This window comes from Microbulbifer maximicatervae (SeqCode) (assembly GCF_052468155.1).
This window is the reverse complement of sequence record NZ_CP174335.1, coordinates 1985030-2004081: the sequence shown is the minus strand read 5'-3', so window position 1 is coordinate 2004081 and position 19052 is coordinate 1985030. Positions and strand designations below refer to the sequence as shown.

General features: G+C 52.2%; 20 protein-coding genes. 14 read left to right on the top strand and 6 right to left on the bottom strand.

Features of this window, described 5'->3' with window-relative positions; genetic code table 11:
* Positions 1–359: 359 nt before the first annotated feature.
* A complete protein-coding gene (locus tag ACJJIY_RS08610; RefSeq protein WP_238152122.1) occupies positions 360–764 on the top strand; it encodes a 3D domain-containing protein in 405 nt (134 codons plus the stop codon).
* A 92-nt stretch (positions 765–856) separates the two neighbouring features.
* On the opposite strand, the gene ACJJIY_RS08605 is transcribed toward ACJJIY_RS08610, so the two are convergent.
* Together ACJJIY_RS08605 and ACJJIY_RS08600 are read right to left on the bottom strand one after the other, a co-directional pair.
* Complete coding sequence (locus tag ACJJIY_RS08605) at positions 857–1390, bottom strand: hypothetical protein (RefSeq protein ID WP_445359410.1); 534 nt, start codon at positions 1388–1390, stop codon at positions 857–859.
* Positions 1391–1593: 203 nt separating this feature from the next.
* Entirely contained in the window at positions 1594–1854 is a 261-nt protein-coding gene (locus tag ACJJIY_RS08600; protein WP_108731798.1) for a hypothetical protein, read from the bottom strand.
* A gap of 197 nt (positions 1855–2051) precedes the next feature.
* Between ACJJIY_RS08600 and trhO the strand changes: the two genes are divergently transcribed.
* Positions 2052–3053: an oxygen-dependent tRNA uridine(34) hydroxylase TrhO gene (gene trhO / locus ACJJIY_RS08595; protein ID WP_444892795.1), complete on the top strand. Its 1002-nt coding sequence runs from the start codon at positions 2052–2054 to the stop codon at positions 3051–3053.
* An 8-nt stretch (positions 3054–3061) separates the two neighbouring features.
* Here the strand turns inward: trhO and ACJJIY_RS08590 are convergent, their stop codons facing one another.
* Complete coding sequence (locus ACJJIY_RS08590) at positions 3062–3454, bottom strand: hypothetical protein (RefSeq protein ID WP_444892794.1); 393 nt, start codon at positions 3452–3454, stop codon at positions 3062–3064.
* A gap of 592 nt (positions 3455–4046) precedes the next feature.
* Positions 4047–5198, bottom strand: coding sequence for an iron-sulfur cluster carrier protein ApbC (gene apbC / locus ACJJIY_RS08585; protein WP_445359409.1), 1152 nt, complete (start codon positions 5196–5198; stop codon positions 4047–4049).
* 211 nt (positions 5199–5409) lie between these two features.
* On the opposite strand from apbC, the gene metG reads away from it, so the two are divergent.
* Positions 5410–7437 carry a methionine--tRNA ligase gene (metG, locus tag ACJJIY_RS08580; RefSeq protein WP_445359408.1) on the top strand — a complete coding sequence of 676 codons (2028 nt, stop codon included), beginning with the start codon at positions 5410–5412 and terminating at the stop codon, positions 7435–7437.
* 10 nt (positions 7438–7447) lie between these two features.
* Here the strand turns inward: metG and ACJJIY_RS08575 are convergent, their stop codons facing one another.
* Positions 7448–8350: an EamA family transporter gene (locus tag ACJJIY_RS08575; RefSeq protein WP_445359407.1), complete on the bottom strand. Its 903-nt coding sequence runs from the start codon at positions 8348–8350 to the stop codon at positions 7448–7450.
* A gap of 151 nt (positions 8351–8501) precedes the next feature.
* On the opposite strand from ACJJIY_RS08575, the gene ACJJIY_RS08570 reads away from it, so the two are divergent.
* The 4 genes from ACJJIY_RS08570 to ACJJIY_RS08555 all read left to right on the top strand — a co-directional run bounded on the left by ACJJIY_RS08570 (position 8502) and on the right by ACJJIY_RS08555 (position 10718).
* The gene (locus ACJJIY_RS08570) at positions 8502–9449 is read left to right on the top strand and encodes a D-2-hydroxyacid dehydrogenase (protein WP_282934264.1); all 948 of its coding nucleotides are present in this window, start codon (positions 8502–8504) and stop codon (positions 9447–9449) included.
* A gap of 260 nt (positions 9450–9709) precedes the next feature.
* Entirely contained in the window at positions 9710–9961 is a 252-nt protein-coding gene (locus tag ACJJIY_RS08565; RefSeq protein WP_282934265.1) for a hypothetical protein, read from the top strand.
* A 39-nt stretch (positions 9962–10000) separates the two neighbouring features.
* Positions 10001–10498 (top strand): hypothetical protein, encoded by a 498-nt coding sequence (locus tag ACJJIY_RS08560; RefSeq protein WP_444914754.1) that lies wholly within the window; start codon positions 10001–10003, stop codon positions 10496–10498.
* Positions 10476–10718, top strand: coding sequence for a hypothetical protein (locus ACJJIY_RS08555; RefSeq protein WP_444914755.1), 243 nt, complete (start codon positions 10476–10478; stop codon positions 10716–10718). The genes ACJJIY_RS08560 and ACJJIY_RS08555 overlap by 23 nt, the downstream gene beginning before the upstream one ends.
* A 126-nt stretch (positions 10719–10844) precedes the next feature.
* On the opposite strand, the gene yghU is transcribed toward ACJJIY_RS08555, so the two are convergent.
* Positions 10845–11723 (bottom strand): glutathione-dependent disulfide-bond oxidoreductase, encoded by an 879-nt coding sequence (yghU, locus tag ACJJIY_RS08550; protein WP_444895198.1) that lies wholly within the window; start codon positions 11721–11723, stop codon positions 10845–10847.
* Positions 11724–12125: 402 nt separating this feature from the next.
* Here yghU and rsxA point away from each other — a divergent pair, with 402 nt between their 5' ends.
* From rsxA to ACJJIY_RS08515, 7 genes are all read left to right on the top strand, one after another.
* Positions 12126–12701, top strand: coding sequence for an electron transport complex subunit RsxA (gene rsxA / locus ACJJIY_RS08545; protein ID WP_108731788.1), 576 nt, complete (start codon positions 12126–12128; stop codon positions 12699–12701).
* A 9-nt stretch (positions 12702–12710) separates the two neighbouring features.
* On the top strand, positions 12711–13325 hold the full coding sequence (gene rsxB, locus ACJJIY_RS08540) for an electron transport complex subunit RsxB (RefSeq protein ID WP_444914757.1): 615 nt from the start codon (positions 12711–12713) through the stop codon (positions 13323–13325).
* A 71-nt stretch (positions 13326–13396) separates the two neighbouring features.
* The gene (gene rsxC / locus ACJJIY_RS08535; RefSeq protein WP_445359656.1) at positions 13397–15448 is read left to right on the top strand and encodes an electron transport complex subunit RsxC; all 2052 of its coding nucleotides are present in this window, start codon (positions 13397–13399) and stop codon (positions 15446–15448) included.
* The gene (locus tag ACJJIY_RS08530) at positions 15448–16500 is read left to right on the top strand and encodes an RnfABCDGE type electron transport complex subunit D (protein WP_444906414.1); all 1053 of its coding nucleotides are present in this window, start codon (positions 15448–15450) and stop codon (positions 16498–16500) included. Before rsxC ends, ACJJIY_RS08530 begins: the two co-directional genes overlap by 1 nt.
* The gene (gene rsxG / locus ACJJIY_RS08525; RefSeq protein WP_445359406.1) at positions 16500–17204 is read left to right on the top strand and encodes an electron transport complex subunit RsxG; all 705 of its coding nucleotides are present in this window, start codon (positions 16500–16502) and stop codon (positions 17202–17204) included. Before ACJJIY_RS08530 ends, rsxG begins: the two co-directional genes overlap by 1 nt.
* Entirely contained in the window at positions 17204–17917 is a 714-nt protein-coding gene (locus tag ACJJIY_RS08520; protein ID WP_282934271.1) for an electron transport complex subunit E, read from the top strand. Before rsxG ends, ACJJIY_RS08520 begins: the two co-directional genes overlap by 1 nt.
* A gap of 333 nt (positions 17918–18250) precedes the next feature.
* On the top strand, positions 18251–18958 hold the full coding sequence (locus tag ACJJIY_RS08515) for a TetR/AcrR family transcriptional regulator (protein WP_282934272.1): 708 nt from the start codon (positions 18251–18253) through the stop codon (positions 18956–18958).
* The last annotated feature ends 94 nt before the right edge of the window (positions 18959–19052 follow it).

The window sequence follows — 19052 nt, the reverse complement described above, 5'->3', positions numbered from 1 at the left end:
CCCTCCACCACTCCTAGCACGACTCTTTAGAATGACATCGCTGTCACGCAATTTTTCTCTTTTGAAACCATTTACCAAGGAGCTGGGTTCTATCCGGCCATTTCCTTCTGTACAAAATATATACAGTGCAATTTTATTGTTCTTTATATCTGAAAATTAAGCCATTTTTTTATTTTCTGTAAATAACCCGCCAATTCATACGGCTTTTTCTCGCTTTGCAGGAAAAAGTTGATACCTCAGGAATCGCCGGTAATATAGCCAGCGTTGATTAAATATTGATCAACGATTTCCAAACAAACTTGGAAATTTCACAAGCAGCCCTTGGCTTGTGACCATTTATGACCTGGAGGTAATGGGACATGATGAAACAGACTCTGCGAAATACTGCCTTTTTTATTGCTGCCTTGCTCGCTATCGGTGTAAGCGTTAATGCCTCAGCAGCACTTAAGAAAACCATGATTGTTGACGCAACTGCTTACAACTCTGTACCCGGACAAACTGACAGTGATCCCTGGGTAGCAGCTTGGAACAACCGCCTGCGCCCCGGTGACAAAATTATCGCCGTATCCCGTGACCTGGAAAAACACGGTCTGACTAACGGCGCCAAAGTTAAAATTGAAGGTCTGCCTGGCACCTATACCGTGCGCGACCGTATGAACAAGCGTTTTACTAACCGAATCGATGTTTGGATGGAGAAAGACATTAAGAAAGCCCGCGCCTGGGGCAAGAAAAAACTGAAGATTGTTTTTGAACCCGTAAAGTAATTAGACCTAATTTCAACAGAGCTTGTGACCCCGCCCTCCAGCGGGGTTTTTTTATTGTTAAAAGAATTTATATCCAATCCACCAAAAAGCAATCAGGGTTCCATCTCCATTAAAAACCCTTCTAGCTCTGTACAATTTGAATTTCCGATATAAAACAAGCTCGGCTGCTGGTTCTCGGTATAGCGATGTTTTAATCCATCCTCGCCAATTAATATTAAGTATTCTGATTTTACCCAGCGCTCACCCTCCCTGTATTCCGTTAGCCATAAAAGCGATGGCTGCCCCTCGTGACAGAGCCCATAAAACATGCGGGTTTTTTCCACCAGTTTCTTGGTCATGTAATCTAGATAGCGGCCGGGATAGGTATAGCGATCAGCCTCAATACCAATTATCTCTGGGTTTATCCCCATATCGGCGCGGCCAACTCTCTGTATATAAATTGCCAGGTTCTCGTCGCAATCGAGACAATGGCGCCCGGCAACAATGGCATAGCCACTCAATTCGGAGATAAGTCGGGCTTCTTTCAGGTCAGTGGTGAGCAGCTGTCGATTGGAAAGGCGGATGCTCTCTGCGGATACCAGTGGACTTAATACAGTCACCAGCAGAATAAGGTAGCGCAGGTTCATGGGGAGGGTAACCGCAGGTTAGGTAGTACCGCCGGAGACCTGGATTCCACCATTGTCTCGCGGCGGCACTGTGATTGGGTGTGCTGTTACACAGTCGCGATTCCCTTCTCACATTAACCATAGCAGTTTGAACAAATGTCAGCCGACTTTTGCCACAACTCCCGCTGGGAATTGCCAGTCAGCCGATTCACCCTGAAGAGGACTTACCAGCTGCCGTCGGCTTCCTGAACTGGCCCAACAAAGGTAGCGATCCCCTCCTCTTTAAGAGCATCGAGCGCTTCATCCAGCGCTTCCCGCTCAGTCTCAAACGCATCTTCCCAAACGGTTGAGTTGTTGTGTTCATCGACGATTTCAAGCAGCCAGCCGCCCTCACCATCTTCATAAATATCGATCTGGACGGAAACCTCGCCCTCCCGATAGATCTGGCTCAACTCCGATTCTTTCGGTGCAAACTCTTCGCCCATGGGATTCGCCTCGCTGTGACCTTGAAATTTCGGCCAGAACTTTGACAACTTGCGGCCCGACGGTCAACTACAAATCCCTTTTCTTGCAGATGCGGACCGCCTGCTTACTGTACGACAAGCTCCTTTTTTTGCGATAAAATGCGCGGCGATTTTTTCTGCTCCGGATTTGCGATCCGGCCCGCAACTGAGGAAGTACCATGAACCAATTTGTTGTCTGTGCACTGTATAAGTTCGTTACCCTTGAGAACTTTGAAACGCTTCGCGCCCCACTGCTGGAGGTGATGCAAGAAAACAGTGTTCGCGGCACCCTGCTGTTGGCCCAAGAGGGCATCAATGGCACTGTAGCCGGCTCCCGCGAAGGTATCGACGCGGTATTAGCCCATTTGAAGTCAGACGAGCGCCTCGCCAACCTGGACTACAAAGAGTCCATCACCCAGGCAATGCCCTTCCTGCGCAGTAAAGTGAAGCTAAAGAAAGAAATTGTCACCATGGGTGTAGAGGGCATTGATCCACTGCGCACCGTCGGCACCTATGTCAAACCCAAAGACTGGAATGCCCTGATCAGCGACCCAGAGGTTGTTGTCGTGGACACCCGCAATGACTATGAATTCCAGGTCGGTACTTTCAAGAATTCCATCAACCCGGAAACTGAGACTTTCCGCGAGTTCCCGCAGTACGTAAAAGAGAATATGGACCCGGCCAAGCACAAGAAGGTCGCCATGTTCTGCACCGGCGGTATCCGCTGCGAGAAGTCCACAGCCTATATGAAAGAGCAGGGCTTTGAAGAGGTATATCACCTCCACGGCGGTATTTTGAAATACCTGGAAGAAGTCCCAGCAGAAGAATCCCTGTGGGAAGGCGAGTGCTTTGTTTTCGATGAGCGGGTGACAGTCAACCACAACCTGGAACGCGGCAAATACGATCAATGCAATGCATGCCGCATGCCCATCACTGAGGAAGACCAGCAATCTCCCCTGTTCGAGCAGGGTGTAAGCTGCCCGCACTGCCACGACAAGGTGCCTGAAGCGGACCGAGCCCGTTTCCGCGAGCGCGAAAAGCAAATTCAGCTAGCCAAACAGCGCGGTGAAGTACACATTGGCCAGGACGCCCGCGCGCAAACTGTCTCCCGCCGCGAGCAAAAGAGAGAGGAGCGCCGCCGCCAGGCTGAAGCCCAACAGGCGCGCAACCAGCAGGCCTAACTCCTCCCCTAGAGAGCAAGAGGCTGAGGTACAACCTTTATCTGGGCTAGCCAGGCCTCTGCCTCAGCCTCCACAACGAACTCCCTAGAACTGAGCCTGCACAGGCAGGAGCCATGGCTGGGCAGCGGACAGGTCCAGCGCCCTCGCGGGTGTAACACCGCGATAAATGCCCGTCTCAGTACGGGGTTCTCAGCAATAAAGTAAATAAACTTCTGGTGTTCCTCCAGTGTGCTTTTGCTGCGCGCATAACGCAGGTCGAGTAGTACACGTAGGGGTTTTCGGTGGCGATACTTTTCCACCAGTAGTGCAATGGCTTCTATTTTGTCCTTATATCCCACCGGACCAAAAAAAAGCACACGCGCTATTCCACCCACCGGCCGATAGCTAATATGAAAATTCATTGATAACAGCACCCGTGCGCTTGTCTTTTTTATTTTTATCGACTACAGCTTCCGTAATGCCTCTTTTTATTGTCTTACCTGTATTGAAAACGCGAAATAAGGCAGACTTTTTTCTCGTACACTCCTGATATTTACTTCTACCTCAACGGCAATCCAACATCCGTATAAAGGGTTTGACGTTTGTCGGCGAAAATACTGCACCTGTAAACCCGTTTTAATACCCTCAGCCCCAACTACACTTAATAAGCGACAAAAAACCTGCAAATACTGCCACCTAAAAATCATAAGCGATCTATATCGCAAAAAAATATCGGCTTTATGATTTTTAAAACAATAAGTAACTAGTACGATCAAAATACCCCTGTTTTTTACCAGGTAATTCTGTGAAATATTTTGAAACTTCTAATTTACCCAGGGCGCGACAGAAGTGGGCTATCGCTAAAAGGAAATCTGTACCATAAAACAAGGAACAAACTAGTACGGCTTACTTCAATGAGGGACACCGGGCTGCATCAATATAGAAATATTGGAGCCCGGTAAAAACAGAAAAACAAAGAAAATTATTTCTTTGTGATCAATATCGCGAATGGGTTCAACTTATTTCGATTTCCGGCATATCGCTGTCATCACTGCTGTTTAACCAGATCTGGGCAGCAGCCTTGCGGGCAATTTCGCAATAAAAACCAGCAATTTCACTATCTGGATCGGAAATAACACTCGGCTGTCCGCTATCCACATCGGCGCGGATTTTCTGTGCCAGCGGAAGCTCTCCCAGTAAATGGGTATCGTACTCTGCAGCGATTCGCTCACCGCCACCGGTACCGAAAATTGGCTCGCTGTGACCACATTTGGAACAAGTATGCAGCGCCATATTTTCCACAATACCCAGCACAGGTACCGATACCTTGCGGAACATCTCCACGCCCTTAATGGCATCTTTTAGTGCCAGGTCTTGAGGGGTAGTTACAATTACCGCACCGGCCAAGGTAGTTTTCTGTGCCAGCGTCAATTGAATATCCCCAGTACCCGGGGGCATATCCACAACCAGGTAATCAAGCCCATCCCGGCTTTCCCCCCACAGGGTTTGACTGAGAATCTGGTTGAGCGCGCCGCTGGCCATAGGCCCGCGCCATACCGCTGGGGTCTCCTCGGTCATCAGATACCCCAGAGACATTGTCTCTATTCCGTGAGCCTCTACCGGCACAAAGAATTTCTGTTCTTTCACATGCGGGCGCTGGTCTTCAGTTCCTAGCATGGTGGGCAGGCTCGGGCCGTAGATATCAGCATCCAACAAACCAACCCGGGCACCTTCCGCCGCCAGGGCCAGAGCCAGATTGACCGCAGTCGTGGACTTGCCAACCCCGCCTTTGCCCGACGCGACAGCAACAATGTTTTTTACCTTCGCCAGAGTTTCCGGCGCCCCGGAAGTCGGCGTAGCGGGAATATCGCTGAACAGCTCAAACTGCAACTTAGAGCCTTTGAGGGGCCCGGCTTTCAACAGCGGCTGACAGCTTTCCTCTACTCTCTGGTGCCAGTCTGCCTCCTGGCTCGCACACGGATATCCCAGGGTAATCCCTGCGAAAACAGTTTCGTCCTCATACCCAACTTCAATTTCTGCGTCCAAATCATCCAGCGGCAAGCCACTGGCAGGATCATGCAACTGGCCGAGGCACTCCGCCAGTCGCTCCAGTTCAGCCTGAACTTCCTGTGACAGCTCGTCATGATCGTGATGATGATTGCTCACGGTATCTCCCTCTCAGCGCTTCTAGATTGGCTCGCATTGTGTCGGATGACGCGGCCTAACACCAGCCACGGCAGCCAAACAAGGATTCACATAAGCCAGCTTGATCCCTCCACGACATAGTGCAAATCTGCTATATTCCGCGGTCTTTTGACGATCTTCGGCCCACTCTCCGTGAGTCCCTGGCCGCAACCCCACAGCGATGGAAAAACCGATGTCCGATACGCGCAACATTCTCGTCACCAGCGCACTGCCCTATGCCAATGGCTCCCTACATCTGGGCCATGTGCTCGAATATATCCAAACCGATATTTGGGCCCGCTTCCAGCGTGCGCGCGGCAATAACTGCCTGTATATCTGTGCCGACGATGCTCACGGCACTGCAATTATGCTGAAAGCTGAACAACTGGGCCTGACCCCGGAACAGCATATCGCCAATATGCAGGCAGAACACGAGCGCGACTTCGCCGACTTCCTAATTGGTGTGGACAACTACCACTCCACCCATTCAGAGGAAAACCGCGAGCTGTCGGCAATGATCTACCGCCGCCTCAGCGAAAACGGCCACATCGCGTCGCGCACTATTACCCAGGCTTTCGATCCAGAGAAACAGCTTTTCCTGGCGGATCGCTATATCAAGGGAACCTGCCCCCGCTGCAGCACGCCCGACCAGTATGGTGATAACTGTGAAGCCTGTGGCGCCACCTACAGCCCTACCGAACTGATCGATCCGGTATCAGCGATCTCCGGCGCCACTCCGATAGAAAAGGAGTCAGAGCACTTCTTCTTTACCCTGCCCGCATTCACCGAGTACCTGCGCGAATGGACTCGCTCCGGTACCCTCCAGGATGAAGTGGCCAACAAGCTGGCCGAATGGCTGGAAGAGGGTCTGCAAGAGTGGGATATTTCCCGCGACGCCCCTTACTTCGGTTTTGAAATGCCCGATGCGCCGGGCAAATATTTCTACGTGTGGCTCGACGCTCCCATTGGCTATATGGCCAGTCTCAAAAACTACTGCGACAACAAAGGGCTGGACTGGCAGGAGTACTGGAAAAAAGACAGCGACGCCGAGGTCTACCATTTTATCGGCAAGGATATCGTCAACTTCCACGCACTCTTTTGGCCAGCCATGCTGGACTCAGCGGACTTCCGCACCCCCAACAAAGTTTGCGTACACGGCTTCCTTACCGTAAACGGCAAGAAGATGTCCAAGTCCCGCGGCACCTTTATCAATGCCCGCAACTACCTGGATCACTTGAGCCCTGAGTATTTGCGCTACTACTTCGCCGCCAAACTGACCGGTGGCGTCGATGACCTGGATCTGAACCTGGACGATTTTATCGCCAAGGTGAACTCTGATCTGGTGGGTAAAGTAGTCAATATCGCCTCTCGCACCGCCAAGTTTGTCAGCAAGTCCGGTGGCAAGCTGGCCGGCGAACTGGCCGACGAACAATTGTGGAACCAATTTGTAGAAGCGGCTCCACGAATTGCTGAGTATTACGAGCAGCGAGAATACGCCCGCGCCATGCGCGACATTATGGCTCTGGCCGACGCCGCCAATGCCTGGATCGCCGACAAGGCTCCCTGGTCCCTGGCCAAGCAGGAGGGTACCGAAGCTGAGGTTCTGGCTATTTGCTCCCAGGGTGTGAATATGTTCCGCGCCCTGATCACCTGGCTCGCCCCGGTATTGCCCAACACTGCACAAAAAGCGGCGGAGTTCCTCAACAGTGAGCTGGATTGGAACAGCGCAACCAAACCGCTGACAGATCACGAAATCAAGAAGTTCAAACCGCTGCTGCAACGGGTTGAGAAAACCCAGGTAGATGCGGTTATGGATGCGGCTGCGGAATCCCTGGCCCAGCTACAAGCGGAAACCAAAGCTGCTACCGGCCCTCTAGCGGAGGACCCCATTGCCGAGGAAATCCAGTTTGATGACTTCGCCAAAGTAGACTTGAGGATCGCCCTGATCGCCAAAGCTGAGCATGTTGAAGGCGCCGGTAAACTGCTGCGCTTAACCCTGGACCTGGGCGGCGAAACCCGCCAGGTATTTGCCGGTATTAAAAGCGCCTACGCCCCTGAAGACCTGGAAGGTAAGCACACCGTTATGGTCGCTAACCTGGCGCCGCGCAAAATGCGCTTTGGTATCAGTGAGGGTATGGTTCTGGCAGCGGGTCCCGGAGGTAAGGACCTGTGGATACTGGAGCCCCACGAGGGCGCCAAACCCGGTATGCGCGTAATGTAATTTCCCTGCGCTAACGCAGGGAAACTGCAATCAAGCCGGCACACACCAGCCCCACTCCCAGCAGCTGGGGCCTGTGTGCCGGCTCCTTGAGTAACCAGACCGCCAAGCCCACGCCCAGGGGAATACTCAACTGCCTTAGGGCGACTACATAACTCACATTTTCAGTCATTGTCATCGCCAGCAGTACCAGGCCGTAAGTCGCTCCCATCATGGCACCGGTCAGAGCCCCGACCTTCAAATCCCGAAAACTTTGGATCAATGGCGCAGTGCCACTCTGACCCAAGCACCCCAGAAGCAGCCATACACCACAGGCAAGAAACTGCATCCCCAAATAGCTGTAGGCCAGAACAAGCGCAGGGATAGTGCCTCCCGCAGCATCCCCCAGGTAAATCAGCGCCCCTTTATCCGCCAGTGAATAGCCCACAGTGCCAATGGCTGCGACCAGCGCCCAGGCGCAGTCCGCGCGCCAATAAGCTCTCCAGTGCCACTCGCGGAAATACACCAGCGGTACCAGCAAGCAGCCAATTGTCACCAACAGCATTCCCACCCAGGCGAGTGGAGGTAGCGATTGCCCCAACAATACCGTTGCCAGTGCAACCAGCAATACCGGCAATGCTCGAGCAACGGGATAGACCAATCCCATATTGGCTCGCTGGTAGGCGAGGGATAAGCCCCCCATATAAATCATTTGAAAAAAACCACTACCGATAAGGAGGATCCAAAAACTTCGCGGGAGCGAATCAACCTGACATAGCAACCAAAAATTTAGCGGTAAAAGAAAAATTCCAACACTGAGAGTCGCGATACAGAAAAAAGCGGGAGTTGGTGTGCGAGACTTCCCCAGTAAATTCCAACCCGCGTGTAGAAATGCAGAAATTAAAACAAGACTGGCAGCGGTAAACGATATTCCCATAGAGGCCCTCTTCGATTGCGACAGAAAGGCCCCGACAAACCAACCGTAGCCACGAATATGCGCAGTTAAGGCCGCTGGCCAGCAAAGTTTTGCATTCCCTCTTCACTGCCGTAGCATGTCCACCACACTGCAAATCTATCGAGGAGATGTCATGCGCGGCGTATTTCTGGACACTTTGACAATGAAGCTTGAGGAGCTGGATACCTCGGCCCTAACAAATAGTCTAGACCAGTGGGACTTCTATGAAACGACTCCCGCCGAAAAAGTCGCGGAGCGAATCGCCGAGGCCGAGGTGGTAATAACCAATAAAGTCATAATAAGCCGCACATTATTGGAGCAGGCCAGCAAATTAAAAATGATTTGTGTTTGTGCAACCGGTACAAATAACATCGATCTCGCCGCCGCACAGGAATTAAATATTCCGGTGTACAACGTTAAAGGTTATGCGGGGGCTTCTGTACCACAGCACACTCTTGCCCTGATCCTGGCTCTTGCTTCCAAGTGGCACCGCTATCACAACGATGTTTTTGCCGGACGCTGGAGCCAATCTACAATTTTTTGCCTGCTCGATCACCCAGTGGTTGAACTCGCAGGAAAAACACTCGGTATCATTGGCTTTGGTGCCCTCGGGCAGAAGGTGGCAAAACTGGGGGAAGCCCTGGACATGCGGGTACTGGTGGCTGAATCATTTAGCGGCACACCCGCTGAAGGCAGGACGCCACTGCAACAATTGTGTGCAGAGTCCGATGTCATCAGTCTGCACTGCCCGCTCACAGAAGAAACCGATCAGCTGGTAGACGAGCAATTCATCGCCGCGATGAAACCCGGCGCACTCCTGGTCAATACGGCTCGGGGCGGGCTGGTAAATGAACAGGCACTGGCGGATGCTTTGCGCAGTGGGCACCTTGGGGGGGCGGCGCTGGATGTCCTCAGCCAGGAGCCCCCACCCGCCAGTCACCCACTATTGGACAGAGATATCCCCAATTTGATTATCACCCCCCACAACGCCTGGATCAGCCGTGAATCACGCCAGCGCCTACTCAACGGCGTCGTAGAGAATATTGAAACCTGGAAAAGTGAGAGTACCAGCCATCCATAAACAACTCGCTTTTATCTAACCCAAGCCATCTCAGGCATCTGCCGGTCCGAGGACTAATCCCCTCTGTGAACTCAGGCCGGCTTTTGCCGTTTGAAACTACGACCGGGCCCGAACAGCTGCCAGCCATAGTCCAAGATCAGTAGCAGAGACAGGGACTTTTTCCTGCAAAAATCGCGTGAAAAAAACCCCTTTTTCAAGTGGGAATTACCACGCGGGACTATAGACTTCCTCGGCAATTAAACCCCGAGAGGAGAAACCTGATGGCAACCGCAAGATCTCCACATACGAACTCCAGTAGGGAGAAGCTGCAACAGGCCTATAATCTTGCTGGAGAGGCCGCTTCACAAGCTGCTGGCAGCTTGAAAGAGAGGGCCCGGACCTCTGTAGAGTCCCAGAGACAACGTGCCACCGATGTAATGGAAAAAGCGGAGTCCTCACTTCGGGAGCGCCCCATTCTCGCTGTTGGCTGTGCATTCGTTGTTGGCTGGGCAATTGCGAAGCTCTTTAAGTAACGCTTCTCTCTTTTTTTCGACTGGTAAGGACACCCCCTGATGGGCAATGAAAAAAAGTCCCAAGCGTCTGGCGAGAATGCCGATCCCGCTGCGCAGGAGCGCAGCCCGGGTCAGTCTTCACCTTCTCCCTCAGGGAAAGACTCTGATGGAGAAGGTGAAAATAGCCTTGAAGCTACCCTTGCTCGCGCCGAGGCAACACTGACCCTACTGACTGCCTGGTTGGCTAATATTCAAAAGCTATTCCAGCTGGAGTTGGATAGAACGATTGCAGCCGGCAAGCGTATTGTTGCCCTGCAACTGATGTTACTGCCTCTAAGTGCGGCCCTCATCGTCAGTCTCTGTGGAGGCGTTGGGCTGATTGCCTACTATTTTTCCCAGTCTATTTATTTGGCATTTCTGGTATTTATTCTTATCCAGGTCGCTATTTTGGCGGGAGCTATCGTTTATCAAAAGAAGCTGGTGCCCCTACTGGGTTTTGAAGAGACCAAGCGACAAGTTAAAGAGGCTTTAAACGATGTCACTGAAGTCTTTAAATAAACAGATCGAACAATGCAGCCGGGATACGGAGCGACAACGGCTCAGTGTTTTGGCAATCGTAAATAGACAACAGCAAGATGTTCAGCAGCGTTTACAGGGAATTCCCCTGCCACTGGTTTTAGGTCTGGCTTTAATTGCCGGGTTCGCGGCGGAAAAATTATGGCAATTGCCCCGCACCTCACAGGTGGTTCAGTTTATGCTGTCTATGAGGGCTTTTTAGCCGACGCTACTCTTTATAAAAATATTAATTCAACGGCCACTTTTAAAAAGAGGGGCACCGGAAAATAACCATAGAAAATAGATACTGGCACATCTTTGTGCCAGCCTCACCTATTAATACCCTGTATTAATCAACATCCTTGTCGGTCACTTTATCTTGGGTGTTATTGTCAAAATCACCGGCGCTGTGGCGCTCATGTAATTGTTCGCTGGGCTCACCCCAGGTTCGATTGACCATTCGTCCGCGCTTTACTGCTGGCCGCTCTGCAATTTCCCCCACCCAGCGATTGAGATTTTTGTAACTCTGGGTATCGAGAAATTCCGCCGCACTATAAGCTTCATTGCGCACCAGGGCCCCATACCAGGGCCAGATCGCAATATCGGCGATGGTATAAGTCCTTCCCGCCACATACGGATGCTTTGCCAGCTGTTGGTCCAATACGTCCAACTGGCGCTTTACTTCCATAGCAAATCGGTTGATCGGGTATTCATATTTTTCCGGTGCATAGGCATAAAAGTGTCCAAAGCCTCCCCCCAGGTAAGGGGCTGAGCCCATCTGCCAGAAGAGCCAATTCAAAGCCTCGGTGCGCTGCTCAGGCGTATGAGGCAAGAGGACATTAAACTTTTCTGCCAGGTAGAGCAGTATGGAGCCACTTTCAAATACCCGGATTGGTGGCGTAGTGCTGTGATCCACTAAGACCGGAATCTTGGAATTTGGGTTTGCTTCAACAAAACCACTGCCAAACTGCTCTCCTTCAGTGATACGGACTAAATGGGCATCGTATTCTGCTCCCTCAAACCCGAGTTCCAATAACTCCTCTAACATCACCGTCGCTTTAACCCCGTTCGGCGTGGCCAAAGAATAGAGCTGCATCGGGTGCTGCCCCTGCGGCAGCGCTTTATCATGGGTCGCACCCGCTACCGGCCGATTGATACTGGCAAAAGCGCCCCCGCTTTCCTTATCCCACTGCCAAACCTTGGGGGGAGTGTAGGTTTCGTTCGACATTAAACTGCTCCAACTGAATTTAAGGTTGCTCTCAAGCAAAAACACGCATGCCGCGTCAATATACTGTATTGCCTCTACCCCACGCTTAACACCAAGTACCAAACTGGGTTACCCATCTTGTACCTATCGTTTCAAATTGACATAGGTACTGCAAATAGTATCCACAAAGGCCTCCACCTTTGCTCCAAGTGGAGTCCTTTTGATCCAGAGGTGGCCCTTTGTCGGCCCTTTTCCCCTGCCACCCTCCTCACGAGTTGAAGCCCCCAAGCGACTCAACCATAATAGCCGCCCTGCGCGGCATTCGACGGTGCTCACAAGGAAGGTGCTAGTCTCACCTTAACCCTGCCGACGCCATTGCCGCTGTTCGCGCCACTCCGCCCTCGGGCTTTAACCGGACCTGTTATGACCGAATTTGCCGTCATTCTGCTCAGCACCATCTTGGTCAATAATTATGTGTTAGTGCAGTTTCTCGGCCTGTGCCCGTTTATGGGAGTTTCCAATAAACTGGAGACCGCTGTGGGTATGGCCGGCGCTACCACCTTTGTACTTACTTTGGCCTCTATTTGTTCATACCTGGTCAACACCTATCTGTTGGCCCCCTTTGGTATTGAAGATCTTCGCACCATCTCATTTATTCTGGTGATTGCTGTTGTCGTACAGTTCACGCAGATGTTTATCCAGAAGACCAGCCCCTTGATGTACAAGGTGTTAGGCGTTTTTCTACCGCTGATCACTACCAACTGTGCCGTGTTGGGTGTCGCTCTACAGAACACTATGAAAGCGCACACTTTTATACAGTCCACTCTTTACGGATTTGGCGCAGCAGTGGGTTTCTCCCTGGTGTTAATCTTGTTTTCCTCGATGCGCGAGCGCCTTTTTGCCGCCGATGTCCCGCTGCCATTTCGCGGCGCTGCAATCGGTATGGTCACTGCCGGACTGATGTCGCTGGCATTTATGGGCTTTAGCGGTCTGGTATAGGGTTTCGAAATGCTGGACTGGATTTCACAAATTTCTTCTCCCCTGCTGGTGCTCGGTGGCATGGCATTGGTATTCGGTGCCCTGCTGGGTTTCGCCGCCGTTCGCTTCCGGGTGGAGGGTGACCCCCTCGTTGAGCAGGTCGATGCCCTGTTGCCACAGACTCAATGTGGCCAGTGTGGCTACCCCGGCTGTCGCCCCTACGCAGAAGCGATAGTGCACGGCGATACCATCAACAAGTGCCCCCCCGGCGGGCAGGCCACTATCAATGAGTTGGCCAATCTGCTGGATATAGAGCCCATGCCGTTGGACGCCGAGCATGGCGTTGAAGATGTAAAAAAAGTGGCATTTATCCGCGAGGCAGAGTGCATCGGTTGCACCAAATGTATTCAGGCCTGCCCGGTAGATGCCATTGCGGGCGCCGCCAAATATATGCACACGGTGATCACCGACGAGTGCACAGGATGCGACCTTTGTGTCGAGCCCTGCCCCGTTGACTGTATCGATATGGTTCCCCTGGAAACCGCTTTACAGGATTGGCATCCACACAAGCCCAGCGATAGCTCGGTGCTGATTGCCAGCGATCGCTGCACTATTCAAGAACATACCGGGGGAGGCGCGGTTTGAACCCCGTAGATAGCAAGACCAAACAAAGAGAGGCCGTTCAGGAGAGACGCGCAGCCCGCGAGGCACAACTGATTGCCAGTGAAAAAGCGCGCGAGCTGCGCCCCAACGACTTCCCCGGCGGAGTGCACCCTCCCGAGAACAAACACCAGAGTACCGGTGAGCCTATAGGAGTGATCCCCCTCGCCGAGGACTTGATCGTACCACTGCTACAGCACTCCGGTACCACCGCCATACCGCTGGTGAACCTCGGTGATAAGGTATTAAAGGGGCAAAAGATTGCCGAAGCCGACGGTTTCATTAGCTGTCCAGTGCATGCTCCCAGCTCCGGCAGGGTTATGGCCATTGAACCCTATCCAGTTCCCCACCCTTCGGGTCTGCTGGAGGACTGCATTGTCATTCGCACAGACGGCGACGATGCCTGGTGCGAACTCACCCCCTGCGAAGATTACCTCCAGATTTCACCGATAGAGCTTCTGGACAAGATCCGCGACTGCGGTATTGCCGGCATGGGCGGTGCAGGGTTTCCAACCGCTGTGAAGCTAGACCCTCACGGCGGCGCCGAAATTGATACTTTGATTATCAATGGGACAGAGTGTGAACCCTATATCACTGCCGACGATATGCTTATGCGGGAGCGTGCCGACGAAATTATTGCCGGCGTGGAAATTCTTGCCCATATCCTCGACCAGCCCGAACGGGTATTGATTGGTATCGAAGACAATAAGCCCAAAGCTATCCGCGCGATGCGCAAAGCTGTCGAAGGCACTCGATTCGATATCGTGGTATTCCCCACAAAGTATCCGTCCGGCGGCGAAAAACAGCTGATTCAAATCCTTACCGGCCGAGAAGTGCCCAACAAAGGGCTACCGGCCAATGTGGGGATTGTATGCCAGAATGTCGGCACTGCTCGCGCGGTATATCGCGCGATTCGGTTTGGCGAACCCCTGATCAGCCGAGTGACGACTGTTGTCGGCAAAGCACTGGAGCAGCAGCGCAATATCGATGTGCCTATCGGCACTCCCATAGAACATATCCTCAAATACCACGGTGTCCATCGGGGCCTGATGCAAAAGGTGATCATCGGCGGTCCGATGATGGGTTATACGATTGACGATCAACGCGCTCCGATCGTAAAAACCACCAACTGCCTGCTGGTACCGACCCGTGAGGAGCTACCGCCAGCACCGGTGGCCCAAGCTTGTATTCGCTGCGGTTTTTGCGCAGAGGCATGCCCGGCTTCCCTGCTGCCGCAACAACTCTATTGGTATGCCCGCGCCGACGAACGGGAGAAGCTACAGGCCTACAACCTGTTTGACTGTATCGAGTGCGGTGCCTGCTCTTACGTCTGCCCCAGTACGATTCCCCTGGTTCAGTACTACCGCGCTGCCAAGGGTGCAATTCGCACTGCTGAAGCGGAAAAAGAAAAGTCCGATCGCGCACGCGATCGTTTCGAATTCCGCAAGTTGCGCCTTGAAAAAGCTGAAAAAGAGAAAGAAGCGAAACGCGAAGCCCGGCGCAAAGCCGCTGAACAAGCTCGCCAACAAAGGGAACAAAACCCTGAATCTCCGACTGCCAAAGCTGAGAAGCAGGAAGCAGATGTTGTCGCCGCCGCCCTGGCGCGAGTTAAGTCCCGCCAGGAGGATCCTAAGCAGCTTTTGGCCCGCGCCCAGCGTACTTTCTCCAGTGCCGAGAGCCGGGTGGAACGCATACGCAATAAACTGGAAGCTGCCGATGAGAGCCAGCGCGACCAATTGGCAGCGCAACTCAAAGCTGCTGAAGTGAAATTGCAGGAAGCACAACACAAGTTGACCCTTGCCGAACGACGCGCCGATAGGGATACCACCCGGGAGCCCAACCAGAAAGAAACCAATGCAGCTGTGCGGGCAATTACCAAAGCCCGTGCCTCCGCAGAGGCGCGGGCCCAGATGAGTGACGCCGACAGACTTGCTGCAGATATCGAAGCACTGCGCAAGCGCGTCGCCAAAGCTGAGACTCGCCTGCAAAAGGCTCGGGATGAAGATGATGCCAATCTGGGCGCATTCGAAAGTGCCCTGGAGAAGCTACAAAAGAAACTGGAAGACAAAATGCGCGAACAACAAGCAGCACAGGACGGAAAGCAATAATGTCTCTGATGCGCGCCACCTCCCCTCACGCCCGTTCCGGCAATGACACCACTAAAGTCATGCTACAAGTCGCCGCGGCCACCATACCCGGTGTGCTGGCGATGGTGATTTATTTCGGTATCGGAGTACTGATCAATATTGCCCTGTGCACAATCACAGCGCTTCTGTGTGAAGCAGCGGTAATGAGATTACGCGGCAGGCCGGCAGCATTCTATCTGCGGGATTGCAGTGCTTTTGTAACTGCACTGCTGCTCGGTATCGCGCTTCCGGCCTACTGTGCCTGGTGGCTGCCGATAGTGGGCACTGCGGTGGCTATTGTCCTGGCCAAGCATCTTTATGGCGGTATGGGGTACAACCCATTTAACCCCGCAATGGTGGGCTATGTTGTCCTGCTGATTAGTTTCCCGGTAGATATGACCCGCTGGGTGGGAGCTGCAGAGGTTATCGGCGGGACACCTAGCCTGGAAGAGGCCTTCTCTCTGGTAATCGGTACCTACAATGTCGATGGTTTTACCCGCGCTACACCGCTGGAAATCGTGCGGTTAAACGAGTCAGTGCTTCTCTCCCAGCTCTATGAAATGGAGCCGGTCCTCAATAAAGGCACATTTGCTGGAGTCGGTTGGGAAACCGTCAGCTTCGGATTCCTGTTAGGTGGGCTGTTCTTACTATTTCGCGGCATTATTACCTGGCATGCACCGGTTGCCATGCTCGCCACCCTCACTCTGATTTCCCTGTTTTTCTACGACAGCGGCAGTTCCTTGTCAGAGGGATCCCCCGTACTGCATTTATTTTCTGGGGCCACCATGTTTGGGGCCTTCTTTATTATTACCGACCCTGTCAGCGGTGCCACCAGTAACCGGGGCCGCCTGATTTTTGGGGCCGGTGTGGGGCTGCTCACTTATGTAATCCGGGCCTGGGGCACTTACCCCGATGCGGTGGCTTTTGCTGTATTGCTGATGAACTTTGCAACACCAACCATTGATAACTACACGCTTCCACGGACCTATGGCCACAAGGGCTCCCGCCGCGCTACCGACCTGGAGGAGAGCTGATGCTTAAACAGTCAATGGCCTCCAATGCCGCCGTTCTCACTCTTATCGCCCTGGTCACTGCAGGTACACTCGCAGTGACCCAAATTACGACTAAAGAACCGATTGAGAGAGCTATCCGGGAAGCTTCGGCGAAAGCGCTACTGGAAATTATTCCATTGGAACGCCACAGTAATGACATGTTGGTAGACACCTATCCAATTCCAAAACCTTACTGGAATCAGCTAGGCCTGCAACAAGGTGGAGATATCAATCTCGCGCGGGAAGAGGACGGAAAAGTCTCCGCAGTCATTGTGCCCGCAGTCACACCGGATGGATATTCCGGCCCGATAAAAATACTCGTTGGTGTGAATCGCGATGGCACTATTGCTGGCGTCAGGGTAACAAGCCACACAGAAACTCCGGGGCTGGGCGATAAAGTCGAGCTGAAAAAAAGTAACTGGGTGCTCCAGTTTGACGGCCTGTCACTAAAAAATCCGCCTTCAGCCGATTGGAAAGTACAAAAGGATGGCGGTGTTTTTGATGAATTTACTGGCGCAACAATTACTCCTCGCGCTGTTGTCAATGAAGTGCACCAGGTGCTTGAGTTTGTAGCCCAGCACCACGAACAAATATTTAATGCGCCAATGTCCAATCGAGCGGTAGAGATTGAGAACTCTGAAATCGACTCGGAACAAGTACCTGCGGCGGTTGAGGAGCAGAACTGATGGCAACTCCCGGCTACACAGAAATCGCCCAAAATGGGCTGTGGAAAAATAACCCCGCGCTGGTGCAATTGCTTGGCCTCTGTCCCCTGCTGGCGGTCACCGGTTCCGTAGTGAACGGCATCGGCCTCGGTTTGGCCACTACCGGAGTTCTCACCTGCTCCAACCTTGCGGTCTCCCTAATCCGACGACAAATTCCGGATACTGTCCGCTTGCCGGCCTCCGTTATGATCATCGCCACCTTCGTTACCTGCGTTGAGCTATTGATGAAGGCTTATACCTACGAGCTTTACTTGGTGCTAGGTATTTTTATCCCGCTAATCGTAACCAACTGTGCGATCCTCGGGCGAGCAGATGCTTTTGCCAGTAAAAACCCCGTGCTTCCGTCCTTGGCAGATGGATTTATGATGGGTATCGGTTTCACTGCAGTACTCATCGCCATTGGCGCAGTCAGAGAAATTCTTGGCCAAGGCACGCTATTTTCAGATATGGACTTGTTATTTGGTTCAATGGCAAAAGATTGGGGTATTTCCATTTTTGGCAGTGACTATCCAGGCGTTCTTGTTGCCGTGCTTCCTCCCGGTGCATTCCTTGTCGCCGGCTTATTGATCGCAGCAAAAAACGCCATTGATATCGGTATTGAAAGACATAAAAGCCAGAAAGTTAAGATCATTCCAGGCTCAAAGCGCGTACGTGTTACCGGAAAAATCTCTTAAGATAAGCAGCAGCTAACCAATTTAATTCTGCAATTGAATGGCTATTTATCCTGCCAATCGATTGCAGAACTTAATTTTTTCACCAAAAGCCAAAATGTGAACCCCCTCACTAATCTGTATCTTGCGGATTTTTCATCTTTCACTTTTTCAGTATGATGAGATACATCATCAAATCCCCACTTTTTTACATTTATTGCGCTGTACCAGTGCAATATTCGTGTAATCGAATGTAATAGCATTATTCCCTTTTTTTAATTTTGTTTGGCTAGAATGGCACGGCCGACCAGCTTCACCTTGCTATCGGCGCCAACGCAATAAGACAGGGATAATGCTATGACTGTAGACACTGGAAAGTCTGAATTGGTCTACCACGGCCGCCGGGCCCAACGCGCAGATAGCCGTCTGCGGCGCAAGGCGATTCTAGAGGCCACCCTGAGACTGATCGTTAAAGAAGGTATCCGCGGCATCAGGCACCGTGCAGTCGCCCGCGAAGCTAACGTTCCTCTCGCGGCTACTACTTATTATTTCAAAGACCTGAATGACCTGATCAGCGATTCATTTACTTATTTTGTTGAGCAGGGACTCGAGGCTACACGCCAACTGCATGAAGAGAGTTTTAGTGCGGCACGGAATTTATCCGCACAAGAGCGGGCGTCACATAGCAGTCGTAAACTGCTGATTCAACAATTGACCCGTTTTATTCTTACTCATGTCCGCACCCAGGCTGAAGACCGGGATCGCAGATTGGTTGAACTGGCATTCCGCAATGAAGCGCTTCGCAATGAGCAGCTGACCCGCGCGGTGCGGATGGCCAATCACGCCAGAGAGTCAATGATTAAGGAATTCTTCCAATTACTGGGTCTGGCTGATTCTGAAGCGGCTGCACAAATTGCTCACGGTACGATCCTGAACCTTGAGTATGAAATTTTGAGCGGTGCTATTGCCATCGACTCGCCGCTGCTGGAACGCACCGTCACCTTGATGATCAACGGATTAATTCCAGCGGCAACAGTTGTTGCTGAAACTGCAGCATACGGCTGAATCTTTCTGAATTACTCGTCTCCAGGAAACGGGTATGGAGTTGTCCCCTCCATACCCAACTCCTCTCCATATAGCTCTTTCCAGATAGCTTCCA